Annotated in this window: 13 protein-coding genes; 8 read left to right on the top strand and 5 right to left on the bottom strand. The window is 64.6% G+C overall.

What is annotated here, in order from left to right; all coding sequences use genetic code 11:
- Positions 1 to 35 precede the first annotated feature (35 nt).
- On the top strand, positions 36 to 944 hold the full coding sequence (locus ACETMP_RS10715; protein WP_375160911.1) for an amino acid ABC transporter substrate-binding protein: 909 nt from the start codon (positions 36 to 38) through the stop codon (positions 942 to 944).
- Positions 945 to 1,216: 272 nt separating this feature from the next.
- On the opposite strand, the gene ACETMP_RS10710 is transcribed toward ACETMP_RS10715, so the two are convergent.
- Both ACETMP_RS10710 and ACETMP_RS10705 read right to left on the bottom strand, forming a co-directional pair.
- Positions 1,217 to 2,428, bottom strand: coding sequence for an acyl-CoA dehydrogenase family protein (locus ACETMP_RS10710; RefSeq protein ID WP_375160910.1), 1,212 nt, complete (start codon positions 2,426 to 2,428; stop codon positions 1,217 to 1,219).
- A 47-nt stretch (positions 2,429 to 2,475) separates the two neighbouring features.
- Positions 2,476 to 4,101 carry a long-chain fatty acid--CoA ligase gene (locus ACETMP_RS10705; RefSeq protein ID WP_375160909.1) on the bottom strand — a complete coding sequence of 542 codons (1,626 nt, stop codon included), beginning with the start codon at positions 4,099 to 4,101 and terminating at the stop codon, positions 2,476 to 2,478.
- Positions 4,102 to 4,278: 177 nt separating this feature from the next.
- On the opposite strand from ACETMP_RS10705, the gene ACETMP_RS10700 reads away from it, so the two are divergent.
- The 5 genes from ACETMP_RS10700 to ACETMP_RS10680 all read left to right on the top strand — a co-directional run bounded on the left by ACETMP_RS10700 (position 4,279) and on the right by ACETMP_RS10680 (position 8,679).
- Positions 4,279 to 6,132 (top strand): flavin-containing monooxygenase, encoded by a 1,854-nt coding sequence (locus tag ACETMP_RS10700; protein ID WP_375160908.1) that lies wholly within the window; start codon positions 4,279 to 4,281, stop codon positions 6,130 to 6,132.
- A 35-nt stretch (positions 6,133 to 6,167) separates the two neighbouring features.
- A complete protein-coding gene (locus ACETMP_RS10695) occupies positions 6,168 to 6,986 on the top strand; it encodes a lytic transglycosylase domain-containing protein (protein WP_028135730.1) in 819 nt (272 codons plus the stop codon).
- A 110-nt stretch (positions 6,987 to 7,096) separates the two neighbouring features.
- A complete protein-coding gene (locus tag ACETMP_RS10690; RefSeq protein WP_375160907.1) occupies positions 7,097 to 7,318 on the top strand; it encodes a hypothetical protein in 222 nt (73 codons plus the stop codon).
- A 12-nt stretch (positions 7,319 to 7,330) separates the two neighbouring features.
- On the top strand, positions 7,331 to 7,753 hold the full coding sequence (locus tag ACETMP_RS10685; protein ID WP_375160906.1) for a hypothetical protein: 423 nt from the start codon (positions 7,331 to 7,333) through the stop codon (positions 7,751 to 7,753).
- A 428-nt stretch (positions 7,754 to 8,181) separates the two neighbouring features.
- Positions 8,182 to 8,679, top strand: coding sequence for a hypothetical protein (locus ACETMP_RS10680; protein WP_375160905.1), 498 nt, complete (start codon positions 8,182 to 8,184; stop codon positions 8,677 to 8,679).
- Between the two features lie 77 nt (positions 8,680 to 8,756).
- Here the strand turns inward: ACETMP_RS10680 and ACETMP_RS10675 are convergent, their stop codons facing one another.
- Together ACETMP_RS10675 and ACETMP_RS10670 are read right to left on the bottom strand one after the other, a co-directional pair.
- Positions 8,757 to 11,945 (bottom strand): efflux RND transporter permease subunit, encoded by a 3,189-nt coding sequence (locus ACETMP_RS10675; RefSeq protein WP_375161883.1) that lies wholly within the window; start codon positions 11,943 to 11,945, stop codon positions 8,757 to 8,759.
- 160 nt (positions 11,946 to 12,105) lie between these two features.
- A complete protein-coding gene (locus tag ACETMP_RS10670) occupies positions 12,106 to 13,281 on the bottom strand; it encodes an efflux RND transporter periplasmic adaptor subunit (protein WP_375160904.1) in 1,176 nt (391 codons plus the stop codon).
- A gap of 264 nt (positions 13,282 to 13,545) precedes the next feature.
- On the opposite strand from ACETMP_RS10670, the gene ACETMP_RS10665 reads away from it, so the two are divergent.
- On the top strand, positions 13,546 to 14,151 hold the full coding sequence (locus tag ACETMP_RS10665) for a TetR/AcrR family transcriptional regulator (RefSeq protein WP_375160903.1): 606 nt from the start codon (positions 13,546 to 13,548) through the stop codon (positions 14,149 to 14,151).
- Between the two features lie 83 nt (positions 14,152 to 14,234).
- Positions 14,235 to 15,140, top strand: coding sequence for a ribonuclease Z (gene rnz / locus ACETMP_RS10660; protein ID WP_375160902.1), 906 nt, complete (start codon positions 14,235 to 14,237; stop codon positions 15,138 to 15,140).
- Positions 15,141 to 15,157: 17 nt separating this feature from the next.
- Here the strand turns inward: rnz and ACETMP_RS10655 are convergent, their stop codons facing one another.
- Positions 15,158 to 15,991 (bottom strand): IclR family transcriptional regulator, encoded by an 834-nt coding sequence (locus tag ACETMP_RS10655; protein ID WP_375160901.1) that lies wholly within the window; start codon positions 15,989 to 15,991, stop codon positions 15,158 to 15,160.
- Positions 15,992 to 15,994: the final 3 nt, after the last annotated feature.

The raw sequence follows: 15,994 nt of genomic DNA, 5'->3' as shown, positions 1-15,994 counted from the left end.
GGCAAGGAGGCGCGAGACCCCTTGAGGAGCAGCCGATGCGTCTACCTACCGTTATTCTGGCCCTGACATGTCTTGCGAGTGCCGCCTCGGCCGAGGACCTCACGGGCACGCTCCAGAAGATCAAGGAGACCAAGAAGATCACGCTGGGCTATCAGGAGGCCTCCGTCCCGTTCAGCTATCTGGACGGCAACCAGAAGCCGGTCGGCTTCGCCATGGACATCTGCCTCAGGATCGTCGATGCCGTGAAGAAACAGCTGGGCATGCCCGACATCGCCGTCGACACGCTCGCCGTGACCTCGTCGAACCGGATCCCGTTGATGGTCAACGGCACGCTCGATCTGCACTGCTCGGCGACCACGAACAACGCCGATCGCCAGAAGCAGGTCGCCTTCACCAACACGCATTTCCTCAGCGCGACGCGGTTCGCCGCCAAGAAGGCCGCGAAGATCAACACCATTGACGATCTAAAGGGCAAGGCGGTCACGGCCGTCGCCGGCTCGGTCAACCTGACGCAGCTCGCCAAGGTCAACACCGAACGCAATCTCGGCCTCAACGTGATGCCGGCGAAGGATCAGGCTGAGGCTTTCCTGTTGCTGGAGACCGACCGCGCCCAGGCCTATGCACTCGATGACGTGCAGCTGGCCGTTGCGATCGCGCGCTCCAAGGAGCCGCAAGCCTACATGATCAGCGAGGAGGCGTTCTCGAAGCCGGAGCCTTACGGCATCATGCTGCGGCGGGAGGATGCGCCTTTCAAGGCGCTGGCCGATCGGGCGACGGCGGAGCTCTACGCAAGCCCGGAGATCGAGGTGCTCTACAAGAAGTGGCTGCAATCGCCGACGCCGCCGAGCGGCCTCAACTACAACGTCCCGATGTCGTCCGCCCTGCGCAACGCTTTCAAGAAGCCGAGCTCGAGCGCCGACCCTGATGTCTATGTGGTGAACTGAGGCCGAGACGCTGCGCATTATTGCTCCCTCTCCCCTTGTGGGAGAGGGCATCTCCGCTGGTAGACAAAAGCTAACTCGGGTGAGGGGTATGTCTCCGCGCGCGAAGCTTTAAACTCGTGCGTGCGGATGGATACCCCTCATCCGGCGCCATAGCCGAAGTTCGCTTCGGCGTTCTAAAGAACGGCGGCCGACGGCCGCCTATGCCACCTTCTCCCACAAGGGGAGAAGGAAGAAAGTCGCCGCCGCCGCTTAGCGAAACAGACAATGCCCAGCTACGCGTTCGAATATTTCTTCAGCTCGAACCGTGCGATCTGGTTCCGGTGAACCTCATCGGGTCCATCGGCAAGCCGCAGCAGCCGCGCGGTGGCGTAGGCCTGGGTCAAGCCGAAATCGTTCGAGGTGCCGCCGCCGCCATGGGCCTGGATCGCCCAGTCGATGATCTGGCAGGCCATGTTGGGCACGGCGACCTTGATCATCGCGATCTCGGCCTTCGCCACCTTGTTGCCGACCGTGTCCATGGCAGAGGCCGCGTTGAGCGTCAGCAGCCGTGCCTGCTCGATCATGATGCGGGCCTCCGCGATGCGCTCCTGCGTCACCGTCTGCTCCGAGACCGGCTTGCCGAAGGCGACGCGGCTGCGCACGCGGCGGCACATCTTCTCCAGCGTGCGCTCGGCGAGGCCAATCAGCCGCATGCAGTGGTGGATGCGGCCAGGACCAAGGCGGCCCTGCGCGATCTCGAAGCCGCGGCCCTCGCCGAGCAGCATGTTTTCCTTCGGCACCCGCACATTGATGAAGATCACTTCGGAGGCGCGGTCGGGCACGCCGTAGAAGCCGAACACGGGCAAGGGACGCTTGACCTCGATACCGGGCGTATCCATCGGCACCAGAATCATGGACTGCTGCTTGTGGCGGTCGGGATTGTCAGGGTCCGTCTTGCCCATGAAGATGCAGATCTTGCAGCGGGGATCTGTTGCGTTGGTCGTGTACCATTTGCGCCCGTTGATGACGTAATGGTCGCCGTCGCGCACGATCGAGCTTTCGATGTTGGTCGCGTCCGATGATGCGACCGCCGGCTCGGTCATGGCGAAGCAGGAGCGGATCTCGCCGGCGAGCAGCGGCTTCAGCCAGCGCTCCTTGTCCTTCTCGCTGCCATAGCGCTCCAGTACCTCCATGTTGCCGGTGTCGGGCGCCGAGCAGTTGAACACCTCGGGCGCAAGATGCGAGCGGCCCATCACCTCGCAGAGCGGGGCATAGTCGAGATTGGTGAGGCCCGCGCCATGGCTGGATTCCGGCAGGAACAGATTCCAGAGGCCCTCCGCGCGCGCCAGGGGCTTCAATTCCTCGACGACCGGAAAGACCTTCCACGGCCCGAGCTCCTCAGCCTCGCGATAGAAGCGCTCCTCGTTCGGATAGATGTGCCGGTCCATGAAGCTCTCGAGCCTGCGCTTGAGCTCGACGACTTTGGACGACATCGGGTACAGCATCTTTCGTGTTCCTTGATCGATGGACGGCTTTTTTGAGAACGGGCAGGTTATGCGACGCGATACTCTCTAAATTTCTCGCGCAGCGCCGACTTCAGCACCTTGCCGGTCCCCGTCATCGGAAACTCGTCGAGAAATTCGACGGCGTCGGGCATCCACCAGCTCGCGATCTTCGGACGCATATGGTCGAGCAGCGTCTTGCCGTCGACGCTCGCGCCTTTCTTGCGGACGACGAGGAGCAGGGGACGCTCCTGCCATTTCTCATGGTGGATCGCGACCACCGCGGCTTGCAGCACATCGGGATGCGACAGTGCGACGTCCTCGAGCTGGATCGAGGAGATCCATTCGCCGCCGGATTTGATCACGTCCTTGGAGCGGTCGGTCAGCGTGACGTGGCCTTGAGGGTCGATCACCGCCATGTCGCCGGTGATCAGCCAGCCGTCGCGGTCGAGACCTTCTTCCAGCTTCATGTACCCGGAGGCGACCCAGGGGCCGCGGGCGCGCAGATGGCCGACGGTCTTGCCGTCGCGCGGCAGCTCGTTTCCGACGTCGTCGACGATGCGCAGAGAGGTGCCGAAGCAGGCACGGCCGGACACCTGGCGGCGGTCGAATTTCTCCTTCTCGTTGAGGTGCTCCGAGCCGGGCCGCAGGCCCGGCATCGAGCAGCCCAGGGCCTCGGTCATGCCCCAGGCCTGGATGTAGTCGATGCCGTAGTCGCGCTTCAGCTTCTCGACCATCGCGCGCGGCGGGGCCGAGCCAGACGACAACGTTGCGCGCAGGGTCGAGAACCTGTTGCCGGTACGCCCGAGCCAGTCGAGCAGGATCAGCCAGAAGCTCGGTACGCCCGCCGACAGCGTCACCTTCTCGCCCTCGAGCAGCTCGTAGAGCTTGTCGGGCTCGTAGTTGCGGCCGGGCAGCACCAGCTTGGAGCCGGTATAGGGCGCGGTGAACGGCATGTTCCAGCCATTGCCGTGGAACAGCGGCGCCATCGGCATCATCACCTCGCGCACGCCCTCGACATGTCCCGGCAGGAAGTCGAAATTGCAGCAGGTCATGGTCTGCAGGATCGCGGCGCGGTGCGAATAGATCACGCCCTTGGGATTGCCTGTGGTGCCCGAGGTGTAGCAGATCGTCGAGGCCGACTTCTCGTCGAACTCCGGCCAGGCGAAGCCAGCGTCGTTCTCGCGCGCCAGAAGCTCTTCATAGCAATGCACGTTCTTTAGCTTCGTCTCCGGCATCCGCTCCCGCGAGGACATCACGACGTAGGCCTCGACCGTCTCGAGCTGCGGCGCGATCGCTTCGACCAGCGGCAGCGTGGCGCGGTCGACGAACAGCAGGCGGTCTTCGGCGTGGTTGACAATGTAGACGAGTTGCTCGGGAAACAGCCTGGGATTGACGGTGTGTAGCACGTAGCCCATGCCCGGCGCGGCGTAGAACATCTCGAAGTGCCGATGGGTGTTCCAGGCCAGCGTGCCGACGCGGTCGCCTTGCTTCATGCCGAGCCGCTTCAACGCCAGCGCCATGCGCTTGATGCGCGGATGCGCGTCCGCATAGGTGTAGCGATGAATGTCGCCCTCGATCTCGCGTGCGACGATCTCGGCTTCGCCGTGATAATCGGCCGCATACTGGATCAGGCCGCTGATCAGAAGCGGCATGTCCATCATCAATCCCTGCATGGTCTCCTCCGGAAGCCACGTCGTTGCGCGGCGTATGCTTGTAATCTGCGCGCGAGGTTAGCGGAACGTCTCGCGACGTTCACGCAAAAAGCATTGGACGCGATTGCATGCTTTACTTTTTCGGGGCTAACGTGAGGCGAGCTGCCGGCGAAGCAGCGCTCTGCTTGGAGGACGTGCATGGCAGCGGAAAGACACAAGACCGGTGCAGCCGGCGAGCCTACCGTCGACGTGGCGGCTCTTCGTGTGCGCTATCGCGAGGAGCGCGATCGCCGTTTGCGTGCCGAAGGCAAGGCTCAATATGTCGAGGTGGCAGGCGGCTTCAGTCGCTACCTCGACGATCCCTGGGCCGATCCCGGTTTTGCGCGCGCACCTGCCACTGAAGAGACCGAGGTGCTGGTCGTCGGCGGCGGCTTCGGCGGCCTGCTGTGTGGCGCGCGCTTGCGCGAGGCCGGCATCGATGATTTCCGCATCGTGGAAAAGGCTGCCGATTTCGGCGGCACCTGGTACTGGAATCGTTATCCTGGAGCTGCCTGCGATACCGAGAGCTACATCTACCTGCCGCTGCTGGAAGAGACCGGCTACATGCCGGTGCGCAAATACGCACGGGCGCCGGAGATCTACGAGCACTCCCGCCGCATCGGCCGTAATTTCGGTCTCTACCAGCGCGCCCTGTTTCAGACCGTCATCTCCCGCATGGTGTGGCAGGAGGAGGAGGCGCGTTGGCTGGTCGAGACCGATCGGGACGACCAGATCCGCGCACGCTTCGTCATTCTCGCCGGAGGCCCGCTCAGCCGGCCGAAGCTGCCGGGCATTCCCGGCATCGAGAGCTTCAAGGGCCACAGCTTCCACACCAGCCGCTGGGACTACGGCTACACCGGCGGCAACGCCGATGGCGGTCTGACCGGGCTTGCCGACAAGCGCGTCGGTATCATCGGCACCGGCGCCACCGCGGTGCAATGCGTGCCGCATCTCGGCCGTTCGGCGAAGGAGCTTTATGTCTTCCAGCGCACGCCGTCTGCCATCGGCGTGCGCGACGACCGTCCGACGGATCCGGGCTGGGCAGCGAGCCTGAAGGCGGGCTGGCAGCGCGAGCGCATGGACAATTTCACCGCCGTGATCTCGGGCGAGCCGTTCGAGCGGGATCTGGTGCAGGACGGCTGGACCGGCCTGCTCGGCGAGATCCTGCTCGCGCCGCGCCGGCAGCCGCAACCGGTCACCTCGATGGAGGAGGCGCTGAAGGTCATCGAGCAGGCCGACTACCGCAAGATGGAGGAGATCCGCGCCCGGGTCGACGCGGTGGTCAGGGACAAGGCGACGGCGGAGGCGCTCAAGCCCTGGTACAAGGCGTTCTGCAAGCGGCCGTGCTTCCACGATGAATATCTCGACACTTTCAATCGTCCCAACGTTCATCTCATCGACACCAAAGGACTGGGTGTCGATCACATCACCGAGAATGCCGTCGTGGCCAGCGGCAAGGCCTATGAGCTCGACTGCCTGATCTACGCCAGCGGCTTCGAGGTCGGCACCGATTACGCCCGGCGCATGGGCTTTGAGGTCTATGGCCGCGGCGGCATGAGCCTGTCCGAACGCTGGCAGGGCGGCGTCAAGACGATGCATGGCTTCTATAGCCGCGGCTTCCCGAATTGCTTCCTGATCGTCACCGTGCAGGCCGGCCAGAGCGCCAACTTCCCGCACATCATCGACGAGCAGTCGCAGCACATCGCCTATGTCATCGACCAGGCGCGCAAGCGCGGCGCCAGAACGCTGGAGCCGACGCTCGCCGCCGAGGATGCCTGGGTCGACGAGGTCGTCAAAGCCGCGATTGGCCGGCAGACCTATCTCGCCGAATGCACGCCTGGCTACTACAACAATGAAGGCGTGTTCGATCCGATCGCGGCAAGAAACAGCCAATATTGGCGCGGGCCGGTGGCGTTCCTGCGGCTGCTCGACAAATGGCGGAAGGAAGGCAATCTGGCGGGTCTGGAATTGACCTATGATCGCGCCATGGAGTCGGCGCCTTTGACGGGGTAAGATTGCCGATCGGTACAGGACGGGAGACGCCGGGTATGATCAGGGGCAGGGCTGTTGCGGGGGCGATTTTTGGCGCGATGGCGCTGTTCGGTTGCCTGGCGCCCGCCGCCGAGGCGGCCACTTGCGGCAACGGGCCCGGCGGGTTCGAGGCCTGGAAGCGCGAGTTCAGCGCGGAGGCGCAAGGCAAGGGCATCGGTCAGACCGCGCTCTCGGCCCTGATGCAGACCAACTACGCCAGCGCCACCATCGCGGCCGACCGTGGCCAGCGCAGTTTTTCACTGACGCTCGACCAGTTCCTCGCCAAGCGCGGCGCCACCACCATCGTCGCCAAGGGGCGGCAGCTCAAGCAGTCGCAGGCCGCCTTGTTCGCCTCCATCCAGCAGCGCTATGGCGTCCCGCCTGGACCCTTGATCGCGATCTGGGGCATGGAGACCGGTTTCGGCAGCCAGCGCGGCAACCAGAACATGCTGTCGTCGATCGCGACCCTTGCCTATGATTGCCGCCGTCCCGAATTTTTCACCGACCAGCTCTACGCCGCGCTGAAGCTGATCGACCGCGGCACGCTGTCGGGGGCGACCCGCGGCTCCATGCACGGGGAGGTCGGCCAGACCCAGTTCATGCCCAAGAGCATCCTGGCCTATGGCACCGGCAATCTCGAGGTGGCCGCCAACGCGCTGAACTCGACGGCGAACTTCCTGAAGGCTCATGGCTGGCGCGCGGGAGCCGGGTACCAGCCGGGCGAGCCGAATTTCGCCGCGATCGAGGCGTGGAATGCCGCCGGCGTCTATCAAAAGGCGATCGCTCTGATGGGCCGGCAGATCGACGAGGGCGGAGCGGCGGCCGCCTCGCGCTGACCAGTTCAGCAAGGCGTGATGCGCCGGCGCGAGAAAATTGTTGCTATCAGGAACCGACGGCACGACCTTTGCTTTGATCAGATTCAGGGGTGGGCATGAGGAGACTCAACATGGCAACCCAGATCGTGATGGACCAGACGGGCGATACACGCCATGAGTTTGATCCTGGCAATGCTGAAGCGCTGGCGCGAGCCGAACGGCGCTTTCGGGAGCTGACCGGGGCCGGCTTCACCGCCGCCCTGCGAACCGGACCTGGCGAGGTCACCCGCATCAAATCGTTCGACCCGACCGTGCAGGAAACGCTGTTCTATCCCCGTCTGGTCGGCGGTTGATCTGAGCTGCACATGATCGCGGCAGTTTGGCTCCGCGCGCCGGCGCGTGCACGTCTGCATGCGCTGCGTGAACTCTATCGGCGGTTCTTCGGCGAGAACACGCCGGATGCTCGTGGCCGTCGGCTTCTGGCGGAATGGCTGTCGCCGGCGCAGCGCGCACAATTCGAAGAGCACCGCTATTTCGACGTCGTCGGCTGCGACACCGGTAAGACGTACCGCATCCATTACGGCACGGCCGCCAATGTCCACGAGATCGACGAGGCCGGGCGTGCGACGATGGGCTGGTGCTTCGTTCCGTCAGGCTTTCTCGTCCCGGGCGATGTGATGCTGGCGCAGAAGATCGGGCTCGAAACGGACGAGAAGGGAACGTTGGCGCTTGCCAACCGCTTTCCACCGGCAACGCATTCGGAGCACTTCTACCGGCGACCGTTCTAGTGCCGAAAAAGCGAGCCGGTCAGGAATGCGTGGTGCGGTAGGCATCCAGCGCATGCGCTGCGAACACGCCGACGCTGCAAAGGGCCAGAAGGGCGGAGATCAGCTCGATCATAACTCGTCCTCCTGTAGCGGCTGGCCGACGAGGTTCTGACAGCAGGAATATTCGTAGATCAGGTCGAGAAGGAATTGCATGGTGGCCGTCCCTGTACTTGTTTTGACAACCATTTAACCGGCAATCTGTTTCAGGGTTGTTTCGTCGCGTCTGGAATGCGGTTTCGCGGGGAACCCGGAGGGCGGGTTTTTGCGCTGCAGCCGCACCAAATGCCGGAGCCGAATAAGGATGAAGGCACCCTTTCGGCCGGCGCGGACCCTTGCGGCTCGCCCACGGAGGTGGTCATCTCGGCGCGGGGAATGCGCTGGAGGCTGACATGACACGATTCTTTCGCGCCGTTTTGCTGACCGCGAGCGTCCTCGGGGCAGGGCCGGCGCTGGCGCAGAAATCCAAGGTCGGTGACTGGACCATCGAAAAGCGGACGCAGGACACCCATTGCAATGCGAGCCGGGGCTACAAGGACAAGGACGACGAGAATCGCGACTACGTCATCGTGATCACCTATTCCGAGAAGACGATCGTGATCGTGATGATCTATGACGGCTGGGAATGGGAGACGGCCGGCGAGATCCTTCGGGCCGATGTCGGCACTGACGATGCGGACATCATGAAGAAGGCGAAGTGGGAGGTCATGGACAGGACCACCGTGCGCGGTATCTTCGAGTACGACCAGTCGATGATGGACCGCCTGTCGAAGGCCAAGCGCCTCACGCTCGACTTCGAAGACGATGACGACGACAGCATCGAGATGCAGATACCGCGCGCCGGCGAAGCGCTGGCCGCGTTGAAGTTCTGCGAGGAGAATCGGAAATAGATGGCTGATGCCGGGCCGCAAACGGGAGAGGGAGCACAGCTTCGTCATCGCTGCACCCGGGCATCATCCCATCATGCTTAGTGGCTCACAGGCTGGGCCGGCGCCGCGCTGGTGTCGCTGCCATGATGCGTCAGCGGCTTCATGCCGGTGATGGTCCGCAGCAGCACGTAGAACACCGGCGTCAGGAACAGGCCGAACACGGTGACGCCGATCATGCCGGAGAACACGGCAACGCCCATGGCGCGCCGCATCTCCGAGCCGGCGCCGGTCGAGAGCACCAGCGGCAGCACGCCCATGATGAACGCCATCGACGTCATCAGGATCGGACGAAGCCGCAAGCGGCTCGCCTCGATTGCGGCCCGGATCGGCGTGCGGCCGGCGAATTCGAGCTCGCGCGCGAATTCGACGATCAGTATCGCGTTCTTGGCCGAGAGCCCCACGAGAACGATCAGACCGATCTGGGTGAAGACGTTGTTGTCGCCCTTGGAAATCCAGACGCCGAACATCGCCGCGAGCAGACCCATCGGCACGATCATGATGATCGAGAGGGGCAGTGTCAGGCTCTCATAAAGCGCGGCCAGCACCAAGAAGACCAGCAGGATCGCCAGCGGGAATACCCAGATGCCGGAATTGCCGGCGATGAACTCCTGATAGGTCAGGTCGGTCCATTCGAAAGCGAAGCCGGGCGGCAGCACCTCGGCCGCGATCCGCGTCGCCGCCTCCTGAGCCTGGCCCGAGGAGAAGCCGGGCGCGGCCGCCGCGTTGATGTCGGATGACAGGAAGCCGTTGTAGCGGATCGCGCGCTCCGGCCCCGCGCTCTGGCGGATCGTGAGCAGCGCCGACAACGGCACCATGTCGCCTGACGACGAGCGCACCTTCAACTGCCTGATGTCGTCGGCACGCGCGCGGAACGGCGCGTCGGCCTGCACGCGGACCGAATAGGTGCGGCCGAACTTGTTGAAGTCGTTGACGTAGTAGGAGCCGAGGTAGATCTGCAGCGTGTTGAAGACCTCGGTGACGGGCACGCCGAGCTGCAGCGCCTTGGTGCGGTCGATGTCGGCGAACAGCTGGGGCACGTTGACCTGGAAGCTCGAGAACACGCCGGCGATCTCCGGCGCCTTCTGCATCGCCGCCATGAACGCCTTGGTCGCCTCGTTCAGCGCCTCATAGCCGAGACCGGCGCGGTCCTCGATCTGCAGCTTGAAGCCGCCGATGGTGCCGAGGCCATTGACCGGCGGCGGCGGGAACATGGCGATGAAGGCTTCCTGGATGCCGGCATATTTCTTGTTCAGCTCGGCGGCGATGGCGTTTCCGCTCAGGGCGGGGTCCTTGCGCTCGTCGAACGGCTTGAGCGTAGAGAACACGATGCCGGCGTTGGACGAGTTGGTGAAGCCGGAGATTGAGAGCCCCGGGAAAGCCACCGAGCTCTCGACACCGGGCTGGGTCAGCGCGATGTCGCTCATCTTGCGGATCACCTCCTCGCTGCGGTCGAGCGCGGCGCCGTCGGGCAGGCGGGCGAAGCCGACCAGGTACTGCTTGTCCTGACCCGGCACGAAGCCGCCCGGCACCTGCTGGAACAGGAGCGCGGTGAGGCCGACCAGCACGGCGTAAAGACCCATCACCGCGGCCTTGCCTGAGATCACCCGAGTGACGCTGCTGCCATAGTTCTCCGAGGAGCGTGTGAAGGCCTTGTTGAAGCCACGGAAGAACCAGCCAAGGCTCTTTTCCATGATCAGCGTCAGCCGATCCTTCGGCTCGTTGTGGCCCTTGAGCAGCAGCGCGGATAGCGCCGGCGACAGCGTCAGCGAGTTGACGGCGGAGATCACGGTCGAGATCGCGATCGTCAATGCGAACTGCTTGTAGAACTGCCCGGTGAGGCCGGAGATGAAGGCGAGCGGCACGAACACCGCGATCAGCACCATCGCGATGGCGATGATCGGTCCCGACACCTCGCGCATCGCCTGATAGGTGGCATCGCGCGGCGACAGCCCGGCCTCGATGTTGCGCTCGACGTTCTCGACCACGACAATGGCGTCGTCGACGACGATGCCGATCGCGAGCACGAGGCCGAACAGGCTGAGCGCGTTGATGGAGAAGCCGAACACGTGCATCACCGCAAAGGTGCCGACGATCGACACCGGCACCGCGAGCAGCGGGATGATCGAGGCGCGCCAGGTCTGCAGGAACAGAATCACGACCAGCACCACCAGCGCGATCGCTTCCAGGAGCGTATGGATCACCGCCTCGATCGAGGAGCGAACGAACTGGGTGGGGTCGTAGACGATCTGGTAAGACACGCCTTCCGGCATATTCTTCTTGATCTCGGCCATGGTGGCGCGGACGTTGTCCGAAATCTGCAGCGCGTTGGAGCCGGGCGCCTGGAAGATCGGAAGCGCCACCGCCTGCTTGTTGTCCAGCAGCGAACGCAGGCCGTATTCGGACGCCCCCAGCTCGATGCGTGCGACGTCGCGCAGGCGCACGACTTCGCCGCGCGTGCCCGTCTTGACCACGATGTCGCCGAATTGCTCCTCGTTCGAGAGCCGGCCTTCTGCGTTGACGGAGAGCTGCAGATCGATCCCCTTGACGTTCGGGGAGGAGCCGACCACGCCGGCGGCGGCCTCGACGTTCTGGGCCTGGATCGCCCGCACGATATCGCTGGCAGTCAGGCCGTGCTCGGCGGCCTTCTGCGGATCGACCCAGACCCGCATCGAATAGTCGCCGGCGCCATAGAGCTGCACATCGCCGACGCCATCGATCCGCGCGAGCCGGTCCTTGACGTTGAGCACCGCGTAATTGCGCAGATACGTCATGTCGTAGCGGCCGTTCGGCGACAACAGATGCACGACCATGGTGAGGTCGGGCGAGGACTTCTTGGTGATGATGCCGAGCTGGCGCACCACGGCGGGCAGGCGCGGCTCGGCCTGCTGCACGCGGTTCTGCACCAGTTGCGTCGCCTTGTCGGGGTCGGTGCCGAGACGGAACGTCACCGTCAGCGTCATCGCGCCGTCAGTGGTCGCCTGGCTCGACATGTACAGCATGTTCTCGACGCCGTTGATCTGCTCCTCGATCGGCGTCGCCACCGTTTCCGCAATCACCTTGGGATTGGCGCCGGGATAGGTCGCGCGCACCACGACGGAAGGCGGCACCACGTCGGGATATTCCGAGATCGGCATCGCGAACAGCGAGATCAGGCCGGCAAGGAATATCAGGACCGACAGCACGCCGGCGAAAATCGGACGATCGATGAAGAACTTTGAGAGATTCATGGTCTTGCCCCTGGGCAATATCTTGCGGTTCTCCGGCAGCTCTCCCGTCATTCCGGGGGCGTGGGCGAAGCCCGCGAACCCGGAATCTGGAGGTGAAGCGATCGGAGTTTCCAAACTTCGAGATTGCGGGTTCGCGATTTCATCGCGCCCCGGAATGACGTCAGCGTTGCACCACGTCCTGGTTGCTGTGATTGGAGGCTTGGCGCCCACGCGCGCCCATTGCCGCCACCTCCGTCTTGAGCAGCGCCCCCGGACGCACGCGCTGCAGGCCGTTGACGACGATGCGGTCGCCGGGCTTCAGGCCTTCGGTCACGACGCGCAATCCATCTACGGCGCCGCCGAGCGTGACCGCCCGGTACACCGCGCGGCTGTCGTCGCCGACCGCCATCACAAACTTCTTGTCCTGGTCGGTGCCGATTGCGCGCTCGTCGATCATCACCAGCGCCTGCTGCTTCGGCTGGCTCATGCGCACGCGCGCGAACTGACCGGGGATGAGACGGCCGTCCTCATTCCGGAACACCGCCCGGACCCGGATCGTGCCGCTCTGGCCGTTGACCTGGTTGTCGATGAGCTGGATGTGGCCTTTCGCCGAGAGGCTGCCGGAGGTTGTCATCTCCACGGGGATTTGGTCGAGCTTGCCGCGCTGGCCGGAGGCGTCGGCGATCGAGTTCAGTGCGCGCAGCACGACCTCTTCATCTGCATCGAACGAGGCGTAGATCGGATTGACCGAGACCAGCGAGGTCAGAACCGGGGAGGCGGTGCCGGCGGCGACGAGATTGCCGACGGTGACCTCGATCTTGCCGACGCGGCCGTCCACGGGCGCGCGCACCTCGGTGTAATCGAGATTGAGCTTTGCGGTCTGGAGCGTCGCCTCGGCCGCCTTCACATTGGCGATCGCTTCGCGGTTGGCGTTCTCGCGTTGGTCGAAATCGCGCCGCGTCACCACGGCGTTGCCGACGAGCTGTGCGCCGCGTTCGACCTCGCCGGTGGTGAACACCACGCGCGCCTTCGCCGCCTCGAGCTGGGCGTTGGCCTTGTCGACCTCGGCCGCATAGGGCGCCGGGTCGATCTTGAACAGGACGTCGCCGGTCTTTACCAGCGCGCCTTCGGTGAAGTTGGCGGAGAGGATCGCGCCCGCAACGCGCGGGCGCAGCTCGACGCGGTGGATGGCCTCGAGCCGGCCGGAGAAATCGTCCCACAGCACGGTCTGCTTCGGCTCGATCAGCGCAACGGTGACGGGCACGGCCTGTTCAGCCGCGGCGGCCGTTGCCGTCGCCTGGGCTGTGTGGAAGTAGTGGCCGGTCGCGATCGAGCCTGCGGCGGCGAGGGCGCCCACGACGGCGACGCCGCCGAGGAGACGGCGAAAACGGCCGGCGGAAGACGTTTCTTGGGAGGGGGCATTTGCGCGCTCCAGATATGTAGTGTTCACTACAGATGTGGAGCTGGATACCGCAGCGCAAGATACTTATGTACCGGTTGCTAAGAAAAATGTACGCCGATACCGCGACAATTGGAAGACACAAGAAAAAGAAAGCCAGAACAAATAGATAGGAACTGGCGTTAGGCTGATACGATCCGCCGATTCCGAGGAGACAGGCACATGCGCATGGGACGCCCCCGCGAATTCGACGCCGAAACGGCGTTGGACCAGGCGATGGAAGTGTTTTGGCGCCATGGCTATGAGGGCGCCACCATTGCCCAGCTCACCGAGGCCATGGGCATCAATCCGCCAAGTCTCTACGCCTGCTTCGGCAACAAGGAAGGCCTGCTGAAGGCTGCGCTCGACCGCTACACCAAATTGCGCGGCGTCTGGATGGACGAGGTGGTCGCAGCCCCCACCGCCCGCGACGTCGCCGAGCGGATGCTGATGGGCATTGCCGACAAGCAGACCGATCCCGCCAATCCGCCCGGCTGCCTGCTGGTGCAAGGCGGCATCGCTTGCGGCTCCGGCTCCGAGAGCGTCCCCTTCGAGCTCGCCGCGCGCCGCGCTCAGAACGAGGACCAGCTGCGCGAGCGCTTCATCCGCGCCAAGGTTGAAGGCGATCTGAAGCCGTCGGCCGATCCCGCAGCCCTCGCGCGCTACGTCTCGGCGGTGGCCGTCGGCATGGGCGTGATGGCGTCCTCCGGTGCCGATCGTGAAGCGCTGCGGCAGGTGGCGAGCGTGGCGGTGCAGGCGGTTGAGGCGCAGTCGGCGGGCAAGACGTAGTCGACCATCTTCATAGCGCGGACTGCTTCTCAGACAGCGACGGCGCCGTCGCAGAGAGGGGCGGTCGCTGGACATCGACGACCATGTTTGCCCTGACATTCCTCGGCACCTCGGCAAGCGTTCCCTCCGCGGAACGCAATCATCCGGCTCTCCTCGTCGAGGCCGCGGGCAAGCGTGTCCTGGTCGATTGCGGCGAGGGCACGCAGCGCCAGCTCTTGAGGAGCGGCTCGGGCTTTCGGCGGCTCGACCGCGTGCTGCTGACGCACGCTCATCTCGATCACGTGCTCGGCCTCCCCGGTCTGTTTTCGACACTGGGGCTGCGGCAGAGCGCCGAGGTGATGCGCATTCATGGCGGGCCAGGCACGCTCGACATCGTCATCCGAATGCTCGCCGGGTTATGGGGTGAGGGCAGGGCGCCGATCGCGGTCGAGTTCGCGGCGCTGTCCGAAGGAGAGGTCGTCGATGCCGGCGATTTCACCATCGGCTGCTTTCCGGTCCGTCATCGCGACACCGATAGTTTTGGATTCGCCTTCCAGAGCCCCTCGCGCCGCCACCTTCGGCCGGATCGGCTCGCGGCGCTGGGCGTTCCCGACGGTCCCTTGCGCGGCGAGTTGGCCGCAGGTCGAGCGGTCGTGATCGAGGACGATCGCAAGGTCGACCCGGAGGATGTCCTGGGGCCGCCGAGCGGCGGCAAGAAGCTCGTGGTGATCGGCGACACCGAAACCACCGAGGGATTGTCGCAATACGTCGCTGGCGCCGATATGCTGGTGATCGAGGCGACCTTCCTCGAGCGCGACGCCGCAACTGCGCGGGATTACGGCCATCTGACGGCGGCGGAAGCGGCCGCACTCGCGGCCGCCAGCAACGTCCGCCAGCTCGTGCTGACCCATCTGTCCGGACGATACGAGGACGACGAGATCCTGGCCGAGGCGGTGCGGATCTTTCCGAACACCCGGATCGCCGCCGATTTCGATCACATCGTGATCTAAAGCGCGCCGGCCGGCGCTCAGCTCGTCAATCCCGACTTGATCGCGAGATCCTGCACTTGGGCCGTCACCTGCATCAGCCTCGGCAGCGCCTGGTCGCGGAAGGCTGCCATCTCCATGCGCATCGCATCGACGGTAACGCTCAATCCTCCGATGACCAGTCCCTGCGCGTCGAAGATCGGCGTTGCCAGCGTGCGCAAGCCATAGGCGTTCTCGCCGTCGGAGACGGCGTGGCCTTTCTTCTTCACCTGGTCGAGCCGGGCGAGCAGGGCATCGAGATCGGTCAGGGTCCGCTCCGACAGTTTGACGCGCGGGCGCGATTCCAGCCGCGCGATCTGCTCCTCGCGCGACAGATGGGCCAGCATGACGTGGCCGAGCGCGGCGCTGTAGGCGGGAATGCGCGTGCCGGGCCGGCGGTCCATCTTGTGGCGGTCAAGGCCCGCGCCGACCCGCGCGAGATAGACGACGTCGCCGCCGTCGAGGATGCCGAGGGAGGCGGCATCGCCGACATCAGGCACGAGCTCGCGCAGCAGCGGCTCGGCGATCGGCCGCAACGATCCGCGCGACAGCACGGTGTAGCCGAGGTCGAGACAGGCAATCCCGAGGCGGAACCGCCGGCTCTGCGGAACGGCCTGGAGATAACCGAGCTCGACCAGGGTCTGGATCAGGCGAAACGCGGTCCCGCGATCGAGACCGGCAGTTGCGGCAATCTCGCTCAGGGTCAGCTCGAAATGCTCGCTGCTGAAGCTGCGGAGCACGGCAAAGGCCTTCCCGACGGAAGCAACATGGTTCTTTGGATTTTTCGGGAGCGAGTCCGATTTGCGCTTGGTGGCCTTCTTCTCGGCCTTGGCCATGCT

It is taken from the genome of Bradyrhizobium dasycarpum (assembly GCF_042019905.1).
GTDB lineage: Bacteria > Pseudomonadota > Alphaproteobacteria > Rhizobiales > Xanthobacteraceae > Bradyrhizobium > Bradyrhizobium japonicum_B.
This window is presented reverse-complemented; position numbering and strand designations above follow the sequence as displayed.